The organism is Bacillus paranthracis, assembly GCF_024296885.1.
Classification (GTDB): Bacteria; Bacillota; Bacilli; order Bacillales; family Bacillaceae_G; genus Bacillus_A; species Bacillus_A paranthracis.
This window is the reverse complement of record NZ_CP101135.1, coordinates 4,392,289-4,412,028: the sequence shown is the minus strand read 5'-3', so window position 1 is coordinate 4,412,028 and position 19,740 is coordinate 4,392,289. Positions and strand designations below refer to the sequence as shown.

The window sequence follows — 19,740 nt, the reverse complement described above, 5'->3', positions numbered from 1 at the left end:
TACATTTCGTTATAGTAAGTTGATGAAATAAGTATAAAGAGTAATTGTTTATAGAAGGAAATATCGATTTTTTATGACAGTTATAACTTTTTGTTAGAGGTGTGTACGATGGATTTGGAGGCAGTACGATCGTTTATTGAAGTGAAGAATACGCGAAGTTTATCAAAGGCGAGTAAGATTTTACATATTTCGCAGCCAGCGCTTAGTAAACAAATTCAAAGGTTAGAGGCCGATTTAGAAGTTACTTTACTGAAGCGTTCCGCGCAAGGAGTGGAATTAACAAGTGCTGGAGAGCTATTTATAACAAGAATGTTACCGATTTTGGAACACATACATGAAGTGAAAGCCGAGATGAAGAAATTTCAAGAGAAGCGAAACATTTCTATAGGCATATTGCCAAGTTTAGCAGCACATTATATATCAAAATGTAAAGATGTATTAGGTGACGGGTTCGAAGTAGAATGGAAAATTGAGCATACGAAAGTACTGATAGGACTTTTTAAAGAACGGAAGATTGAAGCGATGTTCATCGATTCAGTAGTAGAAGGTGCTACGTGTATAAAAGAAATACGAGAAGAAAAAATTGTGTGTGTCGTTTCAAATGATCATCTTTATAAAGAGAAAACAGTAATCCGAATGGAAGATTTGCAAAATGAAAAGTTAATCGTATACCCAGAAATCTGCGATGTAAGAAAAATGATTACGAATCTGTTTCAAGGGATAGGTGCGAAACCGATTATTGCATTTGAAACTTCTTATGCAGAACCGATGCTTGCGATGGTCAGTGCTGGACTTGGCATTACGTTACTTCCAGAAATAGCAGTAGATCAAGCGGTAAGGCAAGGAAATGTGCATGCGATTTCTATTGAACCGCCACTTTTGCGCAAAATTTATTTCGCATCTCATATGGAAGAAGGCCTTGTATTGCATTCATTTGCTGATGAGAGGTAATCCAAACGGAATATTGAGAAAGATTACAATTGCATTGAAAGAAACATGAAATTTTAAAAAAAACTAGGTCAAAAACAAACGATTACATGGTATGATTAGTACATTGTTAGTTGTTAAATATAGGGGAATTCCCTTTTTATACATAATGCCTTCCATTTCATAAACGGAACGGACAAAAAAAGAGATATAACTAGGAGGCTTTTTTGCATGGATTCTATCCTGACGATCGTTATCATTGTAGTAAGCTCTATTCTAGTGCTGCTCATGATAGAGCTTGTGATAAGAAATCGTTCATATAAAGATATTGAAGCACTTGAGCAGTGGAAACAAGAGATAAAAGATAAACCTGTGGCAGATGAGCTAAAACGGGTGAAAGATTTAAATATGACGGGTCAAACAGAAGAACTGTTTGGTAAATGGCGTGAAGAATGGGATGAAATTGTATCAACAACCATTCCGAAAGCTGAAAAAGATTTAGCGCAAGCGCGAAAATTCGCCTCGCAATTCTCCTTCCGAAAAGCAAAGCATGCGATGAATGAATCCATAAGTGGTTTAGATGACGCTGATAATCGTATTACAGACATTTTAAATGAATTACAGCAATTGTTAGAAAGCCATGAAAAAAATAGCTCGGAAATCGAAGGGTTACGTGATACATATCGTAGTATGAAGAAGAGTGTTCTTGCTCATAGACATATGTATGGAGCAGCAGAGCAGAAAATCGAAGAGATGCTAGACGCTGAATCTGAGAAATTTAAAACCTTTGAAGAAGCAACAAACAATGGCGACTATTTAAAAGCGAGAGAAATTGTTATTAGTTTGGAAGAAGGTTTAGCAGATTTAGAAATCATTATTCACCAAATTCCAGATTTATTGGTAGAGTGTCAAGCGACGTTACCGGTTCAGTTGGAAGATTTATTACACGGACATAATGATATGGTAAGACAAGGTTATGTATTAGAGTATTTGGAAATTCCTAAAGAAGTTCGCGATATGAAGAAACAACTACAAATATGTTTAATGGATATACAGGAGCTTCACATAACAGAAGCGGCTGAAAAAGTAGAAAACTTAAAAACAAGTTTAGATAGCTTCTATGATCAACTAGAACAAGAAGTACATGCGAGACATTATGTGGAGCAAAAAACACTTTCTGTTTATGAAGACTTAGAAGAAATTCGCATTGAAACGATTGAAACAAAAGCAGAAACACAGCTCGTGAAACAAAGCTATCAGTTACAAGATAAGGACATTGAGTCTCAAAAAGTAATTGAAAAGCAAATGCACATTTTAATGAAACGTTTTGAAATGTTGCAATTACGGGTTGCGGAACAAGATATTGCCTTCTCTATTATTCGTGAGGAACTAGAAGAGATTTATGAGCAATGTGAAACATTAAAAGTACTTCATGCAGAATATAAAGAAATGCTGCAAACGATGCGTAAAGAAGAATTTGAAGCGCGTGAGAAGTTACAAGAAATGCGAAATACTATTTTCGAAACGAAACGCTTTATGCAAAAGTCGAATTTGCCAGGTCTTCCAGAGAGTATTATGGAAGATTTAAAAAGAGGACAAATGGCAATGCAAGCTGTATATGAACAATTAGAAGTGAAGCCGTTAAATATGAATGCTGTAAATAGTAGTTTAGAAGAAGCTTACACAACTGTTAATGGTGTTGCTGAAATGACAGAAGAGTTAATTGGACAGGCATATTTAGTTGAAAAATTAATTCAATACGGTAATCGTTACCGCAGTCATGATGAGAACCTTGCAGATAGCTTAAATTATGCGGAGAAATTATTCCGTGAATATCAATACGATGCGGCTTTAGAACAAGCGGCTTCTGTACTAGAGCAACTTGAGCCTGGCGTTGTTCAAAAAATAGCTGAATATGTAGACAATGAACAAACCCTTTCATAAGGGTTTGTTTTTTTGTGTAATTTTGCAGGCGATGTTGCTATAATGAATAGCGGAATACAGTAAGGTTATTCGTTTTAAAATATAACGGAACCTTTGAGTAGTCTTAGCGTAATGACACGTATTTGTGATATGATTATATGATGTGACAGCGCTGAAAGGGGAAGAACGATGATCTATTTTGATAATAGTGCGACGACAAAGCCATATCCAGAAGCTCTTCAATCGTACGTAACGGTTGCGGGGAAATATTTTGGGAATCCTTCTTCTATTCATTCGCTTGGAGGAGAGGCAGAGCGTCTATTAACACAATCAAGAACAATTGCAGCGCAGCTTCTTCACGTTAAGCCTTCTGAAATTATTTTCACATCAGGTGGAACGGAAGGGAATAACCTTGCGATTAAAGGAATAGCGATGAGGAATCGTTCGCGCGGTAAACATATCATTACAACAAATATTGAACACGCGTCTGTGTTTGAAGCATATAAACAATTAGAAGATCTCGGTTTTGATGTAACATATTTACCGGTTAATGAGCATGGTGTTGTATCGGTAGAGGATGTAAAACGAGCGCTTCGTGAAGATACGATTCTTGTGTCAATTATTCACGTGAACAACGAGACTGGAGCAATTCAGCCTGTTGCTGAAATTGGAACGTTATTATCGAATTATCCGAAAATAAGATTCCATGTGGACCATGTACAAGGGATAGGAAAAGTACCGCTTAATTTATACGCTTCTCATATTGATCTTTGCTCAATATCTGGACATAAATTCCACAGTGTAAAAGGAACGGGTCTTCTTTATGTACGTGATGGCGTAAGGTTAGATCCAATTTTATCAGGTGGTCAACAAGAGCTGAAGTATCGCTCTGGTACAGAGAACTTACCTGGCATTGTAGCGATGGTGAAAGCACTTCGCATGACAATGGAGCAAGTGAAAGAAAAGGTAGCTCATTTGCAAAGTTTACAAGCAGAGCTTGTTCGTTTCTTTAAAGAGATGGAAGATGTAACGATTAATACGTCGCTTGCATATGCAGCACCGCACATTTTAAATGTATCATTTGTAGGTTTAAAACCAGAAGTGGTCGTTCATGCTTTAGAAGAGCACGGTGTATATGTATCAACGAAATCTGCTTGTTCTTCAAAAGCAAATGAAGTGAGCAGAGTGTTAGTGTCAATGGGAGTACCACATGCCGCTGCTGCAAGTGCTATTCGCATTAGTTTAGCACCAGAAAACACGATGGAAGAAGTAAAGCAATTTGAAGGTATTGTGAAAGAGACGATGCCAAAATTATATGAAGTGATGAGGTAAAGGAATATGATGACATATGAATATATTTTAGTTCGTTATGGAGAGATGACGACTAAAGGTAAGAACCGTTCTAAATTTGTAAGCACATTAAAAGATAACGTAAAGTTCAAACTGAAAAAATTCCCAAATATTAAAATCGATGCAACACATGATCGTATGTATATCCAATTAAATGGCGAAGATCATGAAGCGGTATCTGAAAGATTAAAAGATGTGTTTGGTATTCATAAGTTTAACTTAGCGATGAAAGTACCATCAGAATTAGAAGACATTAAAAAAGGTGCATTAGCAGCTTTCTTACAAGTAAAAGGCGATGTGAAAACATTTAAAATTACTGTACACCGTTCTTATAAGCATTTCCCAATGAGAACGATGGAATTATTACCTGAGATTGGTGGACACATTCTAGAAAATACAGAAGATATTACTGTAGATGTTCATAATCCAGATGTAAATGTACGTGTAGAAATTCGCAGTGGCTATAGCTACATTATGTGCGATGAGCGTATGGGAGCTGGCGGTTTACCAGTTGGCGTTGGCGGAAAAGTAATGGTACTTCTTTCTGGCGGTATTGATAGCCCAGTAGCAGCGTACTTAACGATGAAACGCGGCGTATCTGTGGAAGCAGTTCACTTCCATAGCCCACCTTTCACAAGTGAGCGCGCAAAACAAAAAGTAATCGATTTAGCACAAGAGTTAACGAAATACTGTAAACGTGTAACACTTCACCTTGTTCCATTTACAGAAGTGCAAAAAACGATTAATAAAGAAATCCCATCTAGTTACTCAATGACAGTTATGCGCCGTATGATGATGCGTATTACAGAGCGTATCGCAGAGGAGCGTAACGCTCTAGCAATCACGACTGGTGAAAGTCTTGGACAAGTAGCAAGTCAAACGTTAGATAGTATGCATACGATTAACGAAGTAACAAACTATCCAATTATTCGTCCGCTTATTACGATGGATAAATTAGAGATTATTAAAATCGCTGAAGAAATCGGCACATATGATATTTCAATTCGTCCGTACGAAGATTGCTGTACAGTATTCACACCAGCAAGCCCAGCGACGAAGCCGAAGCGTGAAAAAGCGAATCGTTTTGAAGCGAAATACGATTTCACACCATTAATCGATGAAGCTGTAGCGAACAAAGAAACTATGGTATTACAAACGGTAGAAGTAGTGGCGGAAGAAGAAAAATTCGAAGAACTTTTCTAAAACCATAAATTACCATATGTAAACCGTGTATGAAGTCATGTTATTTATCACACTCTATACTCACAAGGAGGTGATATAACATGGCACGTAGCACAAATAAATTAGCGGTTCCTGGTGCTGAATCAGCATTAGACCAAATGAAATACGAAATCGCTCAAGAGTTTGGTGTTCAACTTGGAGCTGATGCAACAGCTCGCGCTAACGGTTCTGTTGGTGGTGAAATCACTAAACGTCTAGTTTCACTAGCTGAGCAACAATTAGGCGGTTACCAAAAATAATCCCATATGATGGCTTAGAAAGAGCGGGTTCTCCCGCTCTTTCTTTTTTATGTTGTGGCGCCATTTGTCGGTAAATTGATATATTTAATTTTTTGTTAATATATTCTAAGTTGTGTTTGATATATTCGACAGAACTAAAAAATTTGTCAAAAGATGAGGGTTCAAAATTAACAGAAAATTCTTTATTATATAAGGGAGGCATAAAGAAAAAGGAGGATGTTTATGAAGAGAGAGGAATTGTTGGCACCACCGTCTTATAATTTAGTTTCTGAAATAGAGAAATATACAGGTGATAAAGAGAAGCTTGCTTTAATTTGGCAAGATGATAAAGGGAATCGCCGAGAAGTTACATACGCGGAGTTAATGAAAGGTGCAAATAAAATTGGAAACGCTTTTATAAAGAGTGGTCTGCAAAAGGGGGACAAGCTCCTCATTATGATGCCGCGTTTAATTGAAGCATACATGACGTATATCGCTGCGATTAAAGCAGGATTTGTCGTAATTCCGAGTTCGGAAATGTTACGCAAAAAGGATATCGAGTACCGCATTGGACATGGGGAAGTAAAAGCAATCGTAAGTTATGAGCCGTACATTGGACAGTTTGATGATATAGAAGCGATGGAATCCCTTCAAAAATTCGTTCTGAGCGAGCAGCCAGTAGATGGATGGATCAATTTAAAAACAGCGTTAGAAACAGAAAGTGACATGTTAGAAATGGCGAAGACAGATAAAGAAGATATGGTCTTTTTATCTTACACGTCAGGAACGACGGGAAATCCAAAAGGTGTTGTTCATACACATGCGTGGGCATACGCTCATTTACGTACGAGCGCTCCAAATTGGCTCGGAATTGAAGAGAATGATGTTGTGTGGGCAACAGCTAGTCCAGGCTGGCAGAAGTGGATTTGGAGCCCGTTTTTAGCAACTCTAGGCTCGGGGGCAACAGGATTTGTATACCACGGTAAGTTTGAACCAAAAACGTATTTAAATTTATTAGACGATAATAAGGTGAATGTGCTTTGTTGTACGCCGACTGAGTATAGATTAATGGCAAAAGTAGAAAATTTAAGTGAATACAATTTAGAAGCGTTACATAGCGCTGTATCCGCAGGTGAGCCGTTAAATAGAGAAGTCATTGAAACGTTCCAAAAGCACTTTCATATTACAGTAAGAGACGGCTATGGGCAAACGGAAAACACATTGCTTGTTGGTGTAATGAAAGGAATGGATATTAGACCAGGATCAATGGGGAAACCGACGCCGGGTAACCACGTTGATATTGTAAATGAGGAAGGTATTCCGGTACAGGTAGGCGAAGTTGGTGATATTGCAGTTCACATTGAAACGCCGGCACTCTTTAAACAATATTACAAAGACGATGAGCGTACAGCGATGCAATTCCGCGGTGATTATTATATTACAGGTGATAAAGCGAAAAAAGATGAAGACGGCTATTTCTGGTTTGAAGGGCGCGGTGATGATATTATTATTAGCTCTGGTTATACAATCGGGCCGTTTGAAGTAGAAGATGCGCTCGTAAAGCACCCTTACGTGAGAGAATGTGCGGTTGTCGCAAGTCCTGATGAAATTCGCGGAAGTGTCGTGAAGGCATTTATCGTATTAAGAGAGAATATAGAAAAGAACGAAGAAACATTAATTCCAATACTCCAACAACACGTCAAAGAACTTACTGCACCATATAAATACCCTCGCAAAATTGAATTTGTAGATGAACTACCAAAAACGATTTCTGGAAAAATCCGCCGTATTGAGCTTAGAAAACAAGAGATGGAGATTCCGTCAAAATAAATTTGAAAACAGTGAAGGAAATAGTTGAATGAAATGGCAAACAATGATAATATAAAAACGAACACAAGTTCGATTTTATAAATTGAAAAAAGAGGTGTCCGTATGATTTTAGGTATTAATCCGTACTTAGTTTTAGATGGTAGTGGGCAAGAAGCTGTACAGTTTTATAAAGAGGCGTTAGATGCAAAAGTGGAAGTCATGCAAACTTTTGGTGATATGCCTGAAAATCCAGAATACCCGGTTCCAGCTGAAGCGAAAGAACGCGTTTTACACGCTACTTTAAAAGTTGGTAATACGGATCTTATGATTTCTGATACATTCCCAGGTCAAGGGCATGCAATTGGATCTCAAGTAACAATCGCAATTCAAATTAGTAACGCAGAAAAAGCGAAAGAAGTATTCGATAAGTTACAAGAAGGTGGCGAAGTTATTATGCCCCTTCAAGAAACGTTCTGGAGCCCAGCATACGGACAAGTAAAAGATAAATTTAATATTGAATGGCAAGTTACAACGTCTACTACTGAACAAAAGTAATGTTTAGAAAAGCACCATGTTTTGAAATGGTGCTTTTTTTTATACAATAAAAAATAAAGGAGATGAAATATATGGGGGAAATTTGGTATGGTGGCAACATTTACACAATGAGAGAAGAAAATGAAAAAGTGGACGCTATTTACGTTGAAAACGGTATGATTGTTGATGTTGGAAGTAAAAAAGAGTTAGAAAACCGATATGCTGTGGCTAAATTGCGCGATTTAAAAGGCAAAACGATGATTCCAGGTCTCGTTGATAGCCATATGCATCTTATTGGTCACGGGGAGAGGTTACTTCGTTTAGATTTATCAAACTGCACATCTTATAGAGAAGTGCTGACTCTCGTTCGGAAGCGAGTAGAAGAAGCGCCGAAAGGTTCTTGGATTATCGGAGAGGGCTGGAACGAAAATAATTTTAAGGATACGAAAGATGTTCACGCGCGTGATTTAGATGAAATTTCGAAAGAACATCCCATTTTATTAAAGAGAGTTTGTCGCCATGTTACATGGGTGAACTCATACATACTGCAAGAAGCGAACATAACAGAAAAGGCAGAAGATCCAAAAGGCGGGAAAGTTGGACGGGACTCATTCAATAAATTAACAGGACTTTTATATGAACAAGGCCAAGAGTTAATCAAACATGTCCAGCCTGAAATTGATGAAGCCTACTTACAAAGTGCTTTGCAAACAGCAATTAAAGACTGCTGGCAATATGGACTCGTTGGCGGGCATACGGAAGATTTAAATTATTACGGTGGTTTTAGAAAGACGCATAATGCGTTTTCTCATGTCATAAAGGAAATGCCATTTAAAGCACATTTACTCGTTCACCATGAAGTAGCACATGAACGAAAGGAATATGAAAATGAGCATTATATTGAATTTGGGGCAATGAAAATTTTTTCTGACGGTTCTTTTGGCGGAAGAACCGCATTATTAAGTGAACCGTATGAAGATGCGAAGGAAACGAATGGGGTTGCGATTTTCTCACGTGAAGAACTTGCGGAATTAGTGAAGAAAGCACGAGATTTATATATGCCAGTTGCGATTCATACTATCGGTGACTTATCGCTTGAATATGTCATTGATGCACTTGAATTGTATCCGCCAGCAGAAGGATTACGTGACCGTATTATTCATTGTCAGCTAGCTCGTGAAGAGTTGATTGAAAGAATGAAAAACTTACAAGCCATTATTGATATACAACCAGTCTTTGTTTCATCGGATTTTCCATCAGTCATTGAAAAACTAGGCGAGCAACGTCTTCGTTATGCGTATGCTTGGAAGACGTTACTGGAAGCGGGATTACACTGTAACGGGGGATCTGATGCTCCGATCGAGCAAGTAAATCCGTTTCTAGGCATATATAGCGCTGTTACACGTAGAAGTTTTATTGACGGTTTATGTTATATGCCAGAAGAAAGATTAACGGTATATGAGGCTGTTTCTTTATTTACAACAGGAAGTGCCTATGCAATCGGAAAAGAAGCGAAGCGAGGGCGAATTACAAAAGGATATGAGGCAGACTTTACAATATTAGACCGCGATATTTTTGAAATAGAGGCAGAGGAAATAAAAGAAGTACAAGCAGAGATGACCGTAATAGATGGCAAAGTCGTCTATAGAAAAGGTGCGTAAAAATATATGAGCGATTATCGGAATATATCGACCGTAACCTGAATTATATCAGCGATTATTGAAATATATCGACCGTAACTCCAAATATATGAGCGATTATTAGAATATATCGACTTACCGACAAAAACTGACAAGAATATCGGCCGGATAGCGAGAGGTTGTTGCTCGCACCAATCAGGGTAAATAAATAACCGTAGAATTATGGGCCACCATAATTCTACGGTTATTTTAATACTATAAAAACGTTCTCTGTACTTTTTCCCAGAAAGAGTTGTTTTTTAATTTAACTGTTTTAATTTGTTTATCGCTTAAGCGTACAACAGCTTTTTCCACTTGTTTAATGCTAAGCGCTTCGTTATCCATGCCGATAACAGGATAATCGTTACCGTCTGGTCTTAGTTTTAAAGTTAATGTACGTTCGTGATTTAAAATGAACGGTGAACCAAGTGTACGATATGTGTTGTTATTTAAAGATGCTAATTCACTTACTTGGAAGCAAGGGATAAGCGGATCAACAACTGCACCACGTAACGATTTATTGTAAGCTGTACTTCCTGTTGGGGTAGAAACAACTAAACCGTCACCTCTAAAAGTTTCGAAATATAAATCATCAACGTGAACATCTACAACGAACGTTTTAATAATGCTAGAACGTAATGAGAACTCATTTAAACAATGGAAAGATGTGCTACCATCTACATCTACCTCAATTGTTGGATATTTTCGCACTTCAATTTCATTTTTTGTAATTTCTTGAAGGGCTGTATCAACGTGATCAATATGGAAATCGCAGTAGAATGAAATTTCATCTTTCGTAGAAATCCCTGCGTATAAACAATCTTCCCTAAAACCAGTTTTACGAACGGCTTGTAAGAAAGTTGCATCATCTCCAACACTGACGATAGCGTTTGCATTTTTTGGATGATCTAATATGGTAAATCCATTCTCTTCTAAAATACGATAGATTGGTTTCATTTTTTCAACGAGCTTTGCTTTGTCATCACCATAAAAGAAAAATAAATTGCGACGATCTGCCATTATGTATCCCTCCACTGCAGTTAAATTTTCTATGCTTCGTGCTACATATCATTAGAGTCCGTTCCCTGATGATATGTTCAAATAATATATTTCGATATAAATTGTCAAAATACCTTTTTATTTTTAGAAAAATTTTTATATTCAATCTTATGAAACGCTGTTTAATGATGAATAAAGTTGTCGATAATGGGTACGGAGTGAAAGGATGATACGTATGAAGTGGCTCGTAATTGGAATAATAATTCTTCTCCTTTTTATTTTGTTTATACTATTGTCGAAAATAAAGCTTAAAGTGACATTTTTATATTCAGAAATGGAAAAGCAATGTTTGCTTCAAGTGAAAATATGGATGATCCGATATACATTTGATGTGTTGGAAAGAATTGAAAAACAGCAGAAGAAAACAGGACAAAAAATCGAAAAAGCTGAAGAGGACGGCGGACTTGATAATAAAATTATGGCACAACTTGATAGTATTGGGGAACTGATAAAAAAGCTGCAAGAAGTTCATACTATCGTTAAAGATTTTCTCAAACGAGTGAAAATCAATGGTTGGAAATGGCATACGCAAATTGGAGCAGGCGACGCAGCTAGTACTGGAATTGTCACCGGATATGCATGGGGGACAAAAGGAATGGCTGCTGGAGTTGTAGGACAATATATGCATATTGTCGACGTACCAGAATTTGAAATTACTCCTGTTTTTCAAGGGAAAGGATTTGCATCAAGATGTGAGTTAACAGCATCTTTTCGTATATTCCGTACTATAAAAACAGCGGTGAAATTACTCGTGTTTATGAGAAGACAAAGATCTGGTACGACAGAAAAATCTGTTCAAGCATAGGGGGGATATAGAATGGACCATCCAATTCAAGGTTTAATGACAACTGCAATGCAGCATTTAAAACAAATGACTGATGTAAATACAATTGTCGGCGATCCAATTAAAGCTGCTGATGGAAGTGTAATTCTTACCGTTTCAAAAGTTAGCTTCGGATTTGCAGCTGGTGGAAGTGAATTTGGTAAAATAGAACATTCAGGCCGCCATCCATTTGGCGGGGGAAGCGGTGGAGGAGTTTCTATTAATCCTGTTGCTTTTCTTGTTATAAATGGAGAAGGCGTAAAAGTGTTGCACTTAGATAAGCAAACACACGTCATCGATAAAATAATTGAATTAGCGCCACAAGCTGTTGATAAAGTGAAAGAAATGATGGATAAACGAAAAGAAGACGATCCTGAATTTCAAATTTAACGAATAAAGAAGCTGATCAATAGATTAGCTTCTTTAATTTTTTTGTAAATAAAGCGATTTTATTTGCATTATCGATAGGGACAAACTATCATTTACATTGTACATATTTTGTTTAAATAAGGGAGGATTTTCAAGTGGCAAACGTAACTTTTAAAGGTAACCCAATGACTTTAGTTGGAACAGAAGTTAAAGTTGGCGATCAAGCGCCAAACTTCCAAGTGTTAGCAAATGACTTATCTCCAGTAAGTTTAGAAACATACAAAGGTGAAGTAAAATTAATTAGTGTTGTACCTTCAATCGACACAGGTGTGTGTGATGCACAAACACGTCGTTTTAACCAAGATGCAGCAGGTATTGAAAACGCGAAAGTATTAACGATTAGCGCTGACTTACCATTCGCTCAAAAACGTTGGTGTGCAGCAAACGGTTTAGAAAATGTTGTTACACTTTCTGACCACCGTGACCTTTCATTCGGTGAAGCTTACGGCTTAGTAATGAAAGAGCTTCGTTTACTTGCTCGTGCAGTATTCGTAGTAGATAGCAATGACAAAGTAGTTTACGTAGAATACGTAAGCGAAGGTACAAGCCATCCAAACTATGAAGCAGCATTAGAAGCAGCAAAAGCTGCAAAATAATGTGAACGAAGATGACCTCTTTGTAAGAGGTCGTCTTCTCTCATATATTGCTATATGGAATCGATATACGAGAGAAGACGTTACATCATACATCACTAAAAAGGGAGCTCTTAAAAAGAGGTCGCTTTTTCTTTTGGGAAAAAATCAGATTATGGTATGATATAAGTTATGTGTAAAAGAGAGAAGGAGGAATGTACGTGAGTCAGACAGTAGAAACTTTATTTTCTATTTTTGATTCTTCTGCGGTAGTTTTACGTAAAGAATTAGATGTAACATATTTAGAGGCGCTTGTAGAAACAGGGGATAACTTGTTTGAAGGAGCAATTTTACAAGAGGAATTATCAGAATCAGCAATTGAAAGGCTGAATCGTGAATATAGTACGTTTAATGAAGAAACATATAAAGGTGAAGAAATTCGTAAAGCATTTCAGTTAGCCATCTTAAAAGGAATGAAGGAAGGCGTACAAGCGAATCACGAAATGACGCCTGATGCAGTTGGTATGTTCATGAGCTACTTATTCCATAAATTTATGAAGGGTCAAAATGAAATTACTGTGTTAGACCCTGCAATTGGAACAGGTAACTTGATGACGACAGTTTTCAATAGTGCTCAAGAAAACGTTACGATGAGTGGATTTGGTGTAGAAGTGGACGAAGTGCTAATTAAACTTGCTTTAGTAAATGCGAATTTACAAAAGCATGCAATCGAATTCTTCCATCAAGATGGACTAGCACCGCTTTATATCGATCCAGTTGATGCAGTCGTTTCAGACTTACCGGTTGGTTACTATCCAAATGAAATCGGTGCAAGTGAATATAAGTTAAAAGCAGATGAAGGAATGTCATATGCCCACCACCTATTTATTGAACAAAGTGTGAAGCATACGAAAGAAGGCGGATACTTATTCTTCCTAGTACCGAACTTCATTTTTGAAAGTGATCAAGCACCGAAATTACATGCATTTATTAAAGAAACATGCTTTATTCAGGGGTTATTACAGCTACCTGTTTCCATGTTTAAAAACGAGAAAAATGCAAAAAGTATATTTGTTCTCCAAAAGAAAGGTCCTAGTGTAACGATGCCAAAACAGGCGTTATTAGTGGAGTTACCTAAATTCTCCAACATGAAGGCGATGGAGGACATTATGGACCAATTAAATACTTGGTTTGCAACGCATAAATAAGGCTAGGTATATGTAACAGGGCTAGTAATTCATGTAGTACAGTTTTATATGATATGTCATATTTTTAAATATATACAAGATTTAACTGAATTTTTTTGAAATCTGTAATATATTTTTTTTCTTGGTGTTACAATTTTTTCACTTGAAATATATGTCGTACGATGTTTAAATTAAAATCGTGAGTATAAAATTTACTAATGATGAAACGTTTTCATATTTAGTAAATTTGATCAGATAAAATCGAGCGGTTTGTGGAAACATCCACACAACTACCAAGAGAAAAAGGGGCGAAAGACTAGATGTCAAAAATCATCGCGATTAACGCAGGAAGCTCTTCCTTAAAATTCCAATTATTTGAAATGCCAAGTGAAACAGTATTAACAAAAGGTTTAGTAGAACGTATCGGTTTAGAAGATAGTATCTTCACTATTACTGTAGATGGCGAAAAACAAAAAGAAATTACAAACATTCCAGATCACGCAGTAGCAGTTAATATGCTTCTTAAAAAATTAACTGAAAACGGAATCGTTAAATCTCTAGATGAGATTGGCGGTATCGGTCACCGTGTTGTTCACGGCGGCGAAAAATTTGCTGACTCTGTTCTAATTACTGATGAAGTATTAGCTGATATCGAAGAATTAAGCGATTTAGCACCACTTCATAACCCAGCAAACGTTGTTGGTATTAAAGCATTCCAAGAAGTATTACCAAACGTACCAGCAGTAGCAGTATTCGATACAGCATTCCACCAAACAATGCCGGAATCTGCATTCCTATACAGCTTACCATATGAGTACTATGAAAAATTCGGTATCCGTAAATACGGTTTCCACGGAACTTCTCATAAATATGTAACTGAGCGTGCGGCTGAACTATTAGGTCGTCCACTTGAAAGCTTAAGCTTACTTTCTTGTCACTTAGGTAACGGTGCAAGTATCGCAGCAGTAGAAGGCGGTAAATCTATCGATACTTCTATGGGCTTCACTCCACTTGCTGGTGTAACAATGGGTACACGTTCTGGTAACATTGACCCTGCGTTAATTCCATACATCATGGAAAAAACAGGCCAAACAGTAGAAGAAGTAGTTAACGTATTAAACAAGAAGAGTGGTATGTTAGGTCTTACTGGTTACTCTAGTGACCTACGTGACATCATTGCGAAAGAAGAAGAAGGCGATCACCGTGCGAAAGTAGCACTTGATGTATTCGTAAGCCGTATCCACAAATACATCGGTTCTTACACTGCTCGTATGAAAGGTGTAGACGCAATCATCTTCACAGCTGGTGTAGGTGAAAACAGTGCGATTATTCGTGAACGCGTATTAGAAGGCCTTGAATACATGGGCGTATACTTCGATGCAAAACGCAATAACGTATTCGGTGAGGAAGCATTCATCAACTTCCCACATTCTCCAGTAAAAATTATTGTAATTCCAACTGACGAAGAAGTTATGATCGCTCGTGACGTACTACGTCTTGGAAACATCGGTTAATATATGAAAAGAAAGACGAAGTCCTATAGGATTTCGTCTTTTTTCTTTTGGATATAGTTTAAGATTCCATCTGGATATAGTGCTTTTTTCTCCTGAATGAATGCTGTAATGGGAATCCACTTCGCATACGATACTGTTTGTTCATCTTGTATATTCAGTACTTCCATTCCATATAGTGACGTGTCTAATAAGCGTAAAGAATATAACTGAATGATTTCATGAGCAATTTCTCCATCAAGGTGAAAGATGTTTTCTAAGCAACCTAAATAAGCAGTGATCTCCACTTCTGTATGAAGCTCTTCTTGAAATTCACGAATAACGGTATGTGCTGATTTTTCACCAAGTTCAATTGAACCGCCAAGAGGCCGGTAATATGTTTCATCGCCTGTATGATATTCTTGTACGAGAAGCCGCTCGTGATGTAAAGCAAGACCGAAAGCTTTTGCACGTGGATACATATAATACAATCACTCCTTATTTATCCCGCTTTAACAGGCAGTAAGACCCCCACCTCAAAATTCAGCGGAAGCAAAGAAGTTAGGTGGGGGTCGGGCTGTCCGTAAAAGTCCGATTGGTGAGGGCTGATAATCAGTGGGGGATGAACAAAACCCCCACTGATTAAAGTTTCACCTTATTTTGTATAAGGATGATTATAATGTATTGCGTAATAAAAGTGTCGTGTATTTAAGAATGTGGTCGAATTACAATGCCATTAAATAAGTCATTCCAAAATGCTTCATTGTACTGAAATACATCCATAATAGGACATTTTATAACGCAAATATTTTGCAATCCCCAATCTTCTTCCGTAACAGTTGGTACATCTTCAGGAATGAGTAATAGGACAGAGAATGTATGTGTAACGATTTGAGATAAAATGTGTTCCAAGGAACGTGCTTCTTCGTATGTTCCTCCAGTTCGAATAAATAATATGGATTGTGCTGTGTCAATTGTTGTTAGAAAACGATTAATTCGGTGCTCATAATTTAACTTAATTTCTGTATAAGAAGGCCAAGAAGTTGGTGTGTTTACATCTGTTTTAAAGTCGTGGCAGGAGTCGATTTCATATAGATTGTCCCGTAGTCTTAATTTCGCATCATCATCCCAAAATGAGATGAAGGATAAGTTTTCTAACTGTAAAAAACGGTCAAATCGATTTTGTAATAATATATTCACCTTTTCTAATGATGGGCTTAGCATAAAATCAATAACGCCAAAAAATGGCGATAATTTGAATTGATATAACGCCCAAGCAGGCCAGCAGTTTTGTCCTAAACTAAATACTGCATGATATTCTTTTTTTATATCGGATAGATTCATGTGATTTATCTCATCCTTTTTGTTAATATTTTATGTCACTAAAAGTGGTATGTGAATAAAGATAGACAAGCATATTTGCAAAGAATAAGCAGAAATATGTTACAATAGAAAAAAATCGAACGAGGTGGTTGTTACGATGCGATCGAAGCGAGAACAAGCCATTTTAGACAATATAAAAGAATGGGAATCGCAATTAGTTGAGCAAGAAGCGACTGATTTTCAAAAACTGTTTGATAAATGGGTACATAATACAATTGCGAAACTACCTGAGAAAAAACGAAAAGATTTCTTTACGAAAGCAGATGGATGGCTCTTTCATTTGCATGCATTGATTCAAAGTTCACAATCACAGTTAGAGGCGCGTAATCGTATTTTAGGAACATCGAGATTATTTGATGAATCGATTGAGCAACTAGAGGATTTAAAAGCATTATCTATTGATCAATTAACATACATAGCAGAGCAGCAAACAGCACGCCATCGCCTATATTCATTCGTACAAGGCGGAGCAACGGGTGCTGGAGGCTTATTATTATTAACAGCTGATTTTCCTGTTATGATTGCGTTAAATGTGAAGGCTGTCCAACTTATTGCAACGTCATTTGGGCATGATGTGAACAAGCCTTATGAAATGATGCTTGCGTTAAAGGTATTTCATGCGTCATTACTACCAGGAAGACTTCAGCAATACGCATGGTACAATTTACTGCAAGAGCTAGAACAAGAAGATTCCTTCTTCTACGAAGGAGATGAAGCGGTGTTACAACCAGCTTCGACTGAAATTATTTTAAAACAAATTTTGAAAACATTTTCGATTTATGCTCTTCGTCGTAAATTATTCCAAGGTATTCCGTTAATTGGAATGGCAATCGGGTCTACAGTGAATTATCGTTTAACAAGAAACGTTACTGAATTTGCAAATAGATTTTATCAAGTGCGCCACATAGTCGAGAAGGAAAAAAGAGCATAAAAAAAGCGAGAGGCCGAAGCCTTTCGCTTTTTTAATTTGTTGCATGCTTTTTGGACATTGGAATAGATACTGGCTGCTTTTCTTCTGCTTTTTCTGTTTTTGGATAATAAATTAAATCCAATGTTTTTGCCTGTACGGCAATCGAAAGAATAGTAAAAGCAATTTCTGTCCAATTTAAATAATATAATGAAAGCGCAAGAACAATCGCGTCAAAGACGAAGAAAATTTGCCCAATTGTAAAACGTGTTTTTTTACTTAATACAATTGTTAAAATATCGTCTCCACCGGTTGCACCGCCAAATCGCAATATAAAACCGAGTCCAATACCAGCTAACGCACCGCCAACTACTGCAGCTATAAATAAATTGTTTGATAAATCGACCGTAAATGGAGAATAATTTTCCATAAGAGAATAAAATACTCCGAATGAAATTGAACCTAAGAATGAATAGCCAACCATTTTTCTACCTAACAATGAAGCGCATAGTAGAATAATTGGGATATCCATCATTACAGTTGAAATAGATGGTGAAATATCATAAAAATTTTGGATGAATAGTGCGATACCTACAAAGCCACCTTCTGTTAAGTGGTTTTGGAAGTGAATGTGATATAGCGCTGCTGCTAAAATAAATGAACCGATTAAAACCATAAAAACTTCTTTAATAATTTGTCGACTTTGGATGTTCCTCATCGTTATTCCTTCTTTCCGTAGTTAGTAGTCCTTTTTGTGTTGTAAACTAACTACGAGCTCACATGTAGCTTCAGTTAGTTTACGAAAAAACTAACTACGCTATATGTCGCTGAAGAAATAACGAATAATCCTCTCGTCCATCAATTCTCCCTACTTTCGTTTTAGTTTAAGTCTTAAAACGACTAAACAAAACGTGGAGTAGGATTCTTCATTTAGCAATCCTGCTCTTCTTTGTTTTGTTTAGCTAGTAACAATTAAGCCCTAAACAAAACGCTATGTGTAAGAAGAGTCTTTTTTTTGCCAAATTATCCTTCGGGCAATCATAATTTCCCCACTCTCGTATTTTTTTCGCTAGACTAAAGTATCTGAGCTGGAAAATACGCTACGTGTATGATTCGTCAATACGATGCCACATGCTCCTTCGAGCGATCATGATATCAAAATCCCTTCCTTCAAGATTTATATTATTATATCATACTTTCAAAAAATGTATGCGGATGGAAACCGACAATAAACGGAGGAAATCTACAAAAATTGTTATGTTTAAATATTTTTGTAGAAAAGCCTAAGTTATTTTGGAGAATTGGACCGTTTTTTTTAGTTTGTCCAATAAGTAAGAAAAGAAGAGTTTCTATTCAGTTGTATTTTTATCTTTAAAAAACGCATCCCAGCTAATCACACTTAAAAAAGTTAAAGCGATAATAACGAAAGCGCGCATAAGTGTAAGGCCTCCTTTTGTACATAGTATATGAATCATTTACTTTATAATGTGTCATTTTTTTACAAGTTTTAACTATTATGAGAGTATATTAATATAGATAGATGAAGAGGAGAGTGAGAATATGCTAAAAGACATGTTTAAAAGAAAAGAGTTAATATGCGTTTCATGTCAGAAAAAGATTCAATATGAAGAAGAGCTTGTTGCTTTTGTAAAGTTGCCGAAAGAAAGAAGTATATTAGTTGGTCCATTTGATGTGTGTTTGGCAAAAACAGCACAAGAAATATATTGTAAATCGTGTTACGACAAAAAAGCATGACCCAAAGTAATTGAGGGGCATGCTTTTTTTATTGGTGTGCTTTCCCCTCAGATACATTTTGAGTGAGTCGATACCAAAGCCAAAGGTCATTAATGATGGAAGCGAGATCGGCAATTTCTGAATTCAGTTTGCAAGAAATTTCGAAGTCTTCTTCGTTATTTAAATGATGCTGTTTTGCATTAATATAATGTTCGAGTTCTTTTATACGATCAGGAATCTTTCCGCGAACTTGTTCCCATTTTAATAAAATCGCATGTTGCATTTTTTCGGGGATATCTTCCCAGTCTTCTTGTAAATGCGGAATTTCAATTCCGAGATGTTCATCGTATAAGAAATACTTTTCCATAAGTTCACCCCCGTTTTCCTGCTTATATTGTACAAAAAAACAGAAAGAAGTTCGACGAAATTGTTTGAAAAAATTTGAAAATGACTCTTGATACATTTTGTAAAAGG

At 36.7% G+C, this 19,740-nt stretch carries 20 protein-coding genes; 15 read left to right on the top strand and 5 right to left on the bottom strand.

All coding sequences use genetic code 11. The features are described 5' to 3' along the window. The first annotated feature begins 108 nt into the window (after positions 1-108). The 8 genes from NLJ82_RS22800 to NLJ82_RS22765 all read left to right on the top strand — a co-directional run bounded on the left by NLJ82_RS22800 (position 109) and on the right by NLJ82_RS22765 (position 9,664). Positions 109-951, top strand: a complete 843-nt coding sequence (locus NLJ82_RS22800) for a LysR family transcriptional regulator (protein ID WP_000362559.1) — start codon at positions 109-111, stop codon at positions 949-951. Positions 952-1,158: 207 nt separating this feature from the next. Next, positions 1,159-2,871, top strand: coding sequence for a septation ring formation regulator EzrA (ezrA, locus tag NLJ82_RS22795; RefSeq protein ID WP_000377296.1), 1,713 nt, complete (start codon positions 1,159-1,161; stop codon positions 2,869-2,871). Between the two features lie 168 nt (positions 2,872-3,039). After that, positions 3,040-4,182 carry a cysteine desulfurase family protein gene (locus NLJ82_RS22790; RefSeq protein WP_000638965.1) on the top strand — a complete coding sequence of 381 codons (1,143 nt, stop codon included), beginning with the start codon at positions 3,040-3,042 and terminating at the stop codon, positions 4,180-4,182. Positions 4,183-4,188: 6 nt separating this feature from the next. Then, positions 4,189-5,403 carry a tRNA uracil 4-sulfurtransferase ThiI gene (thiI, locus tag NLJ82_RS22785; protein WP_000989282.1) on the top strand — a complete coding sequence of 405 codons (1,215 nt, stop codon included), beginning with the start codon at positions 4,189-4,191 and terminating at the stop codon, positions 5,401-5,403. An 80-nt stretch (positions 5,404-5,483) separates the two neighbouring features. Continuing rightward, on the top strand, positions 5,484-5,681 hold the full coding sequence (locus tag NLJ82_RS22780) for an alpha/beta-type small acid-soluble spore protein (RefSeq protein ID WP_000124489.1): 198 nt from the start codon (positions 5,484-5,486) through the stop codon (positions 5,679-5,681). A 222-nt stretch (positions 5,682-5,903) separates the two neighbouring features. Continuing rightward, on the top strand, positions 5,904-7,490 hold the full coding sequence (gene mbcS, locus NLJ82_RS22775; RefSeq protein ID WP_000817739.1) for an acyl-CoA synthetase MbcS: 1,587 nt from the start codon (positions 5,904-5,906) through the stop codon (positions 7,488-7,490). A gap of 102 nt (positions 7,491-7,592) precedes the next feature. Beyond that, positions 7,593-8,024 carry a VOC family protein gene (locus tag NLJ82_RS22770; protein ID WP_000600363.1) on the top strand — a complete coding sequence of 144 codons (432 nt, stop codon included), beginning with the start codon at positions 7,593-7,595 and terminating at the stop codon, positions 8,022-8,024. Between the two features lie 71 nt (positions 8,025-8,095). Beyond that, positions 8,096-9,664 carry an amidohydrolase gene (locus NLJ82_RS22765; RefSeq protein ID WP_000503956.1) on the top strand — a complete coding sequence of 523 codons (1,569 nt, stop codon included), beginning with the start codon at positions 8,096-8,098 and terminating at the stop codon, positions 9,662-9,664. 234 nt (positions 9,665-9,898) lie between these two features. On the opposite strand, the gene NLJ82_RS22760 is transcribed toward NLJ82_RS22765, so the two are convergent. After that, on the bottom strand, positions 9,899-10,702 hold the full coding sequence (locus tag NLJ82_RS22760) for an NAD kinase (RefSeq protein ID WP_000785168.1): 804 nt from the start codon (positions 10,700-10,702) through the stop codon (positions 9,899-9,901). A 205-nt stretch (positions 10,703-10,907) separates the two neighbouring features. On the opposite strand from NLJ82_RS22760, the gene NLJ82_RS22755 reads away from it, so the two are divergent. The 5 genes from NLJ82_RS22755 (at position 10,908) to ackA (ending at position 15,266) form a co-directional block, all read left to right on the top strand. Further along, positions 10,908-11,546, top strand: coding sequence for a DUF2953 domain-containing protein (locus NLJ82_RS22755; RefSeq protein WP_041185191.1), 639 nt, complete (start codon positions 10,908-10,910; stop codon positions 11,544-11,546). A 12-nt stretch (positions 11,547-11,558) separates the two neighbouring features. Further along, entirely contained in the window at positions 11,559-11,954 is a 396-nt protein-coding gene (ytfJ, locus tag NLJ82_RS22750; protein WP_000350002.1) for a GerW family sporulation protein, read from the top strand. Positions 11,955-12,088: 134 nt separating this feature from the next. Then, positions 12,089-12,589, top strand: coding sequence for a thiol peroxidase (gene tpx / locus NLJ82_RS22745; RefSeq protein WP_000024528.1), 501 nt, complete (start codon positions 12,089-12,091; stop codon positions 12,587-12,589). A gap of 197 nt (positions 12,590-12,786) precedes the next feature. Next, the gene (locus NLJ82_RS22740; protein ID WP_000084357.1) at positions 12,787-13,773 is read left to right on the top strand and encodes a class I SAM-dependent methyltransferase; all 987 of its coding nucleotides are present in this window, start codon (positions 12,787-12,789) and stop codon (positions 13,771-13,773) included. A 299-nt stretch (positions 13,774-14,072) separates the two neighbouring features. Next, entirely contained in the window at positions 14,073-15,266 is a 1,194-nt protein-coding gene (gene ackA, locus NLJ82_RS22735; protein ID WP_000034576.1) for an acetate kinase, read from the top strand. 23 nt (positions 15,267-15,289) lie between these two features. Here the strand turns inward: ackA and NLJ82_RS22730 are convergent, their stop codons facing one another. Together NLJ82_RS22730 and NLJ82_RS22725 are read right to left on the bottom strand one after the other, a co-directional pair. Further along, positions 15,290-15,724 carry an NUDIX hydrolase gene (locus NLJ82_RS22730; RefSeq protein ID WP_000283491.1) on the bottom strand — a complete coding sequence of 145 codons (435 nt, stop codon included), beginning with the start codon at positions 15,722-15,724 and terminating at the stop codon, positions 15,290-15,292. Positions 15,725-15,950: 226 nt separating this feature from the next. Continuing rightward, positions 15,951-16,586 carry a DUF1796 family putative cysteine peptidase gene (locus NLJ82_RS22725; RefSeq protein WP_001053723.1) on the bottom strand — a complete coding sequence of 212 codons (636 nt, stop codon included), beginning with the start codon at positions 16,584-16,586 and terminating at the stop codon, positions 15,951-15,953. A 136-nt stretch (positions 16,587-16,722) separates the two neighbouring features. Between NLJ82_RS22725 and NLJ82_RS22720 the strand changes: the two genes are divergently transcribed. Then, the gene (locus tag NLJ82_RS22720) at positions 16,723-17,556 is read left to right on the top strand and encodes an EcsC family protein (protein ID WP_001256868.1); all 834 of its coding nucleotides are present in this window, start codon (positions 16,723-16,725) and stop codon (positions 17,554-17,556) included. Between the two features lie 31 nt (positions 17,557-17,587). Here the strand turns inward: NLJ82_RS22720 and NLJ82_RS22715 are convergent, their stop codons facing one another. Then, positions 17,588-18,250 (bottom strand): YitT family protein, encoded by a 663-nt coding sequence (locus NLJ82_RS22715; protein ID WP_001244531.1) that lies wholly within the window; start codon positions 18,248-18,250, stop codon positions 17,588-17,590. 842 nt (positions 18,251-19,092) lie between these two features. On the opposite strand from NLJ82_RS22715, the gene NLJ82_RS22710 reads away from it, so the two are divergent. Further along, positions 19,093-19,287 (top strand): hypothetical protein, encoded by a 195-nt coding sequence (locus NLJ82_RS22710; RefSeq protein ID WP_000910278.1) that lies wholly within the window; start codon positions 19,093-19,095, stop codon positions 19,285-19,287. A 28-nt stretch (positions 19,288-19,315) separates the two neighbouring features. Here NLJ82_RS22710 and NLJ82_RS22705 read toward each other — a convergent pair whose 3' ends face one another. Next, positions 19,316-19,633 (bottom strand): hypothetical protein, encoded by a 318-nt coding sequence (locus NLJ82_RS22705; protein WP_000417212.1) that lies wholly within the window; start codon positions 19,631-19,633, stop codon positions 19,316-19,318. Between the last annotated feature and the right edge of the window lie 107 nt (positions 19,634-19,740).

Coding starts and splice junctions, on each gene's coding strand:
- NLJ82_RS22800 (WP_000362559.1), top strand. CDS start 109: ATGGATTTGGAGGCAGTACGATCGTTTATTGAAGTGAAGAATACGCGA.
- ezrA (WP_000377296.1), top strand. CDS start 1,159: ATGGATTCTATCCTGACGATCGTTATCATTGTAGTAAGCTCTATTCTA.
- NLJ82_RS22790 (WP_000638965.1), top strand. CDS start 3,040: ATGATCTATTTTGATAATAGTGCGACGACAAAGCCATATCCAGAAGCT.
- thiI (WP_000989282.1), top strand. CDS start 4,189: ATGATGACATATGAATATATTTTAGTTCGTTATGGAGAGATGACGACT.
- NLJ82_RS22780 (WP_000124489.1), top strand. CDS start 5,484: ATGGCACGTAGCACAAATAAATTAGCGGTTCCTGGTGCTGAATCAGCA.
- mbcS (WP_000817739.1), top strand. CDS start 5,904: ATGAAGAGAGAGGAATTGTTGGCACCACCGTCTTATAATTTAGTTTCT.
- NLJ82_RS22770 (WP_000600363.1), top strand. CDS start 7,593: ATGATTTTAGGTATTAATCCGTACTTAGTTTTAGATGGTAGTGGGCAA.
- NLJ82_RS22765 (WP_000503956.1), top strand. CDS start 8,096: ATGGGGGAAATTTGGTATGGTGGCAACATTTACACAATGAGAGAAGAA.
- NLJ82_RS22760 (WP_000785168.1), bottom strand. CDS start 10,702: ATGGCAGATCGTCGCAATTTATTTTTCTTTTATGGTGATGACAAAGCA.
- NLJ82_RS22755 (WP_041185191.1), top strand. CDS start 10,908: ATGATACGTATGAAGTGGCTCGTAATTGGAATAATAATTCTTCTCCTT.
- ytfJ (WP_000350002.1), top strand. CDS start 11,559: ATGGACCATCCAATTCAAGGTTTAATGACAACTGCAATGCAGCATTTA.
- ackA (WP_000034576.1), top strand. CDS start 14,073: ATGTCAAAAATCATCGCGATTAACGCAGGAAGCTCTTCCTTAAAATTC.
- NLJ82_RS22730 (WP_000283491.1), bottom strand. CDS start 15,724: ATGTATCCACGTGCAAAAGCTTTCGGTCTTGCTTTACATCACGAGCGG.
- NLJ82_RS22725 (WP_001053723.1), bottom strand. CDS start 16,586: ATGAATCTATCCGATATAAAAAAAGAATATCATGCAGTATTTAGTTTA.
- NLJ82_RS22720 (WP_001256868.1), top strand. CDS start 16,723: ATGCGATCGAAGCGAGAACAAGCCATTTTAGACAATATAAAAGAATGG.
- NLJ82_RS22715 (WP_001244531.1), bottom strand. CDS start 18,250: ATGAGGAACATCCAAAGTCGACAAATTATTAAAGAAGTTTTTATGGTT.
- NLJ82_RS22710 (WP_000910278.1), top strand. CDS start 19,093: ATGCTAAAAGACATGTTTAAAAGAAAAGAGTTAATATGCGTTTCATGT.
- NLJ82_RS22705 (WP_000417212.1), bottom strand. CDS start 19,633: ATGGAAAAGTATTTCTTATACGATGAACATCTCGGAATTGAAATTCCG.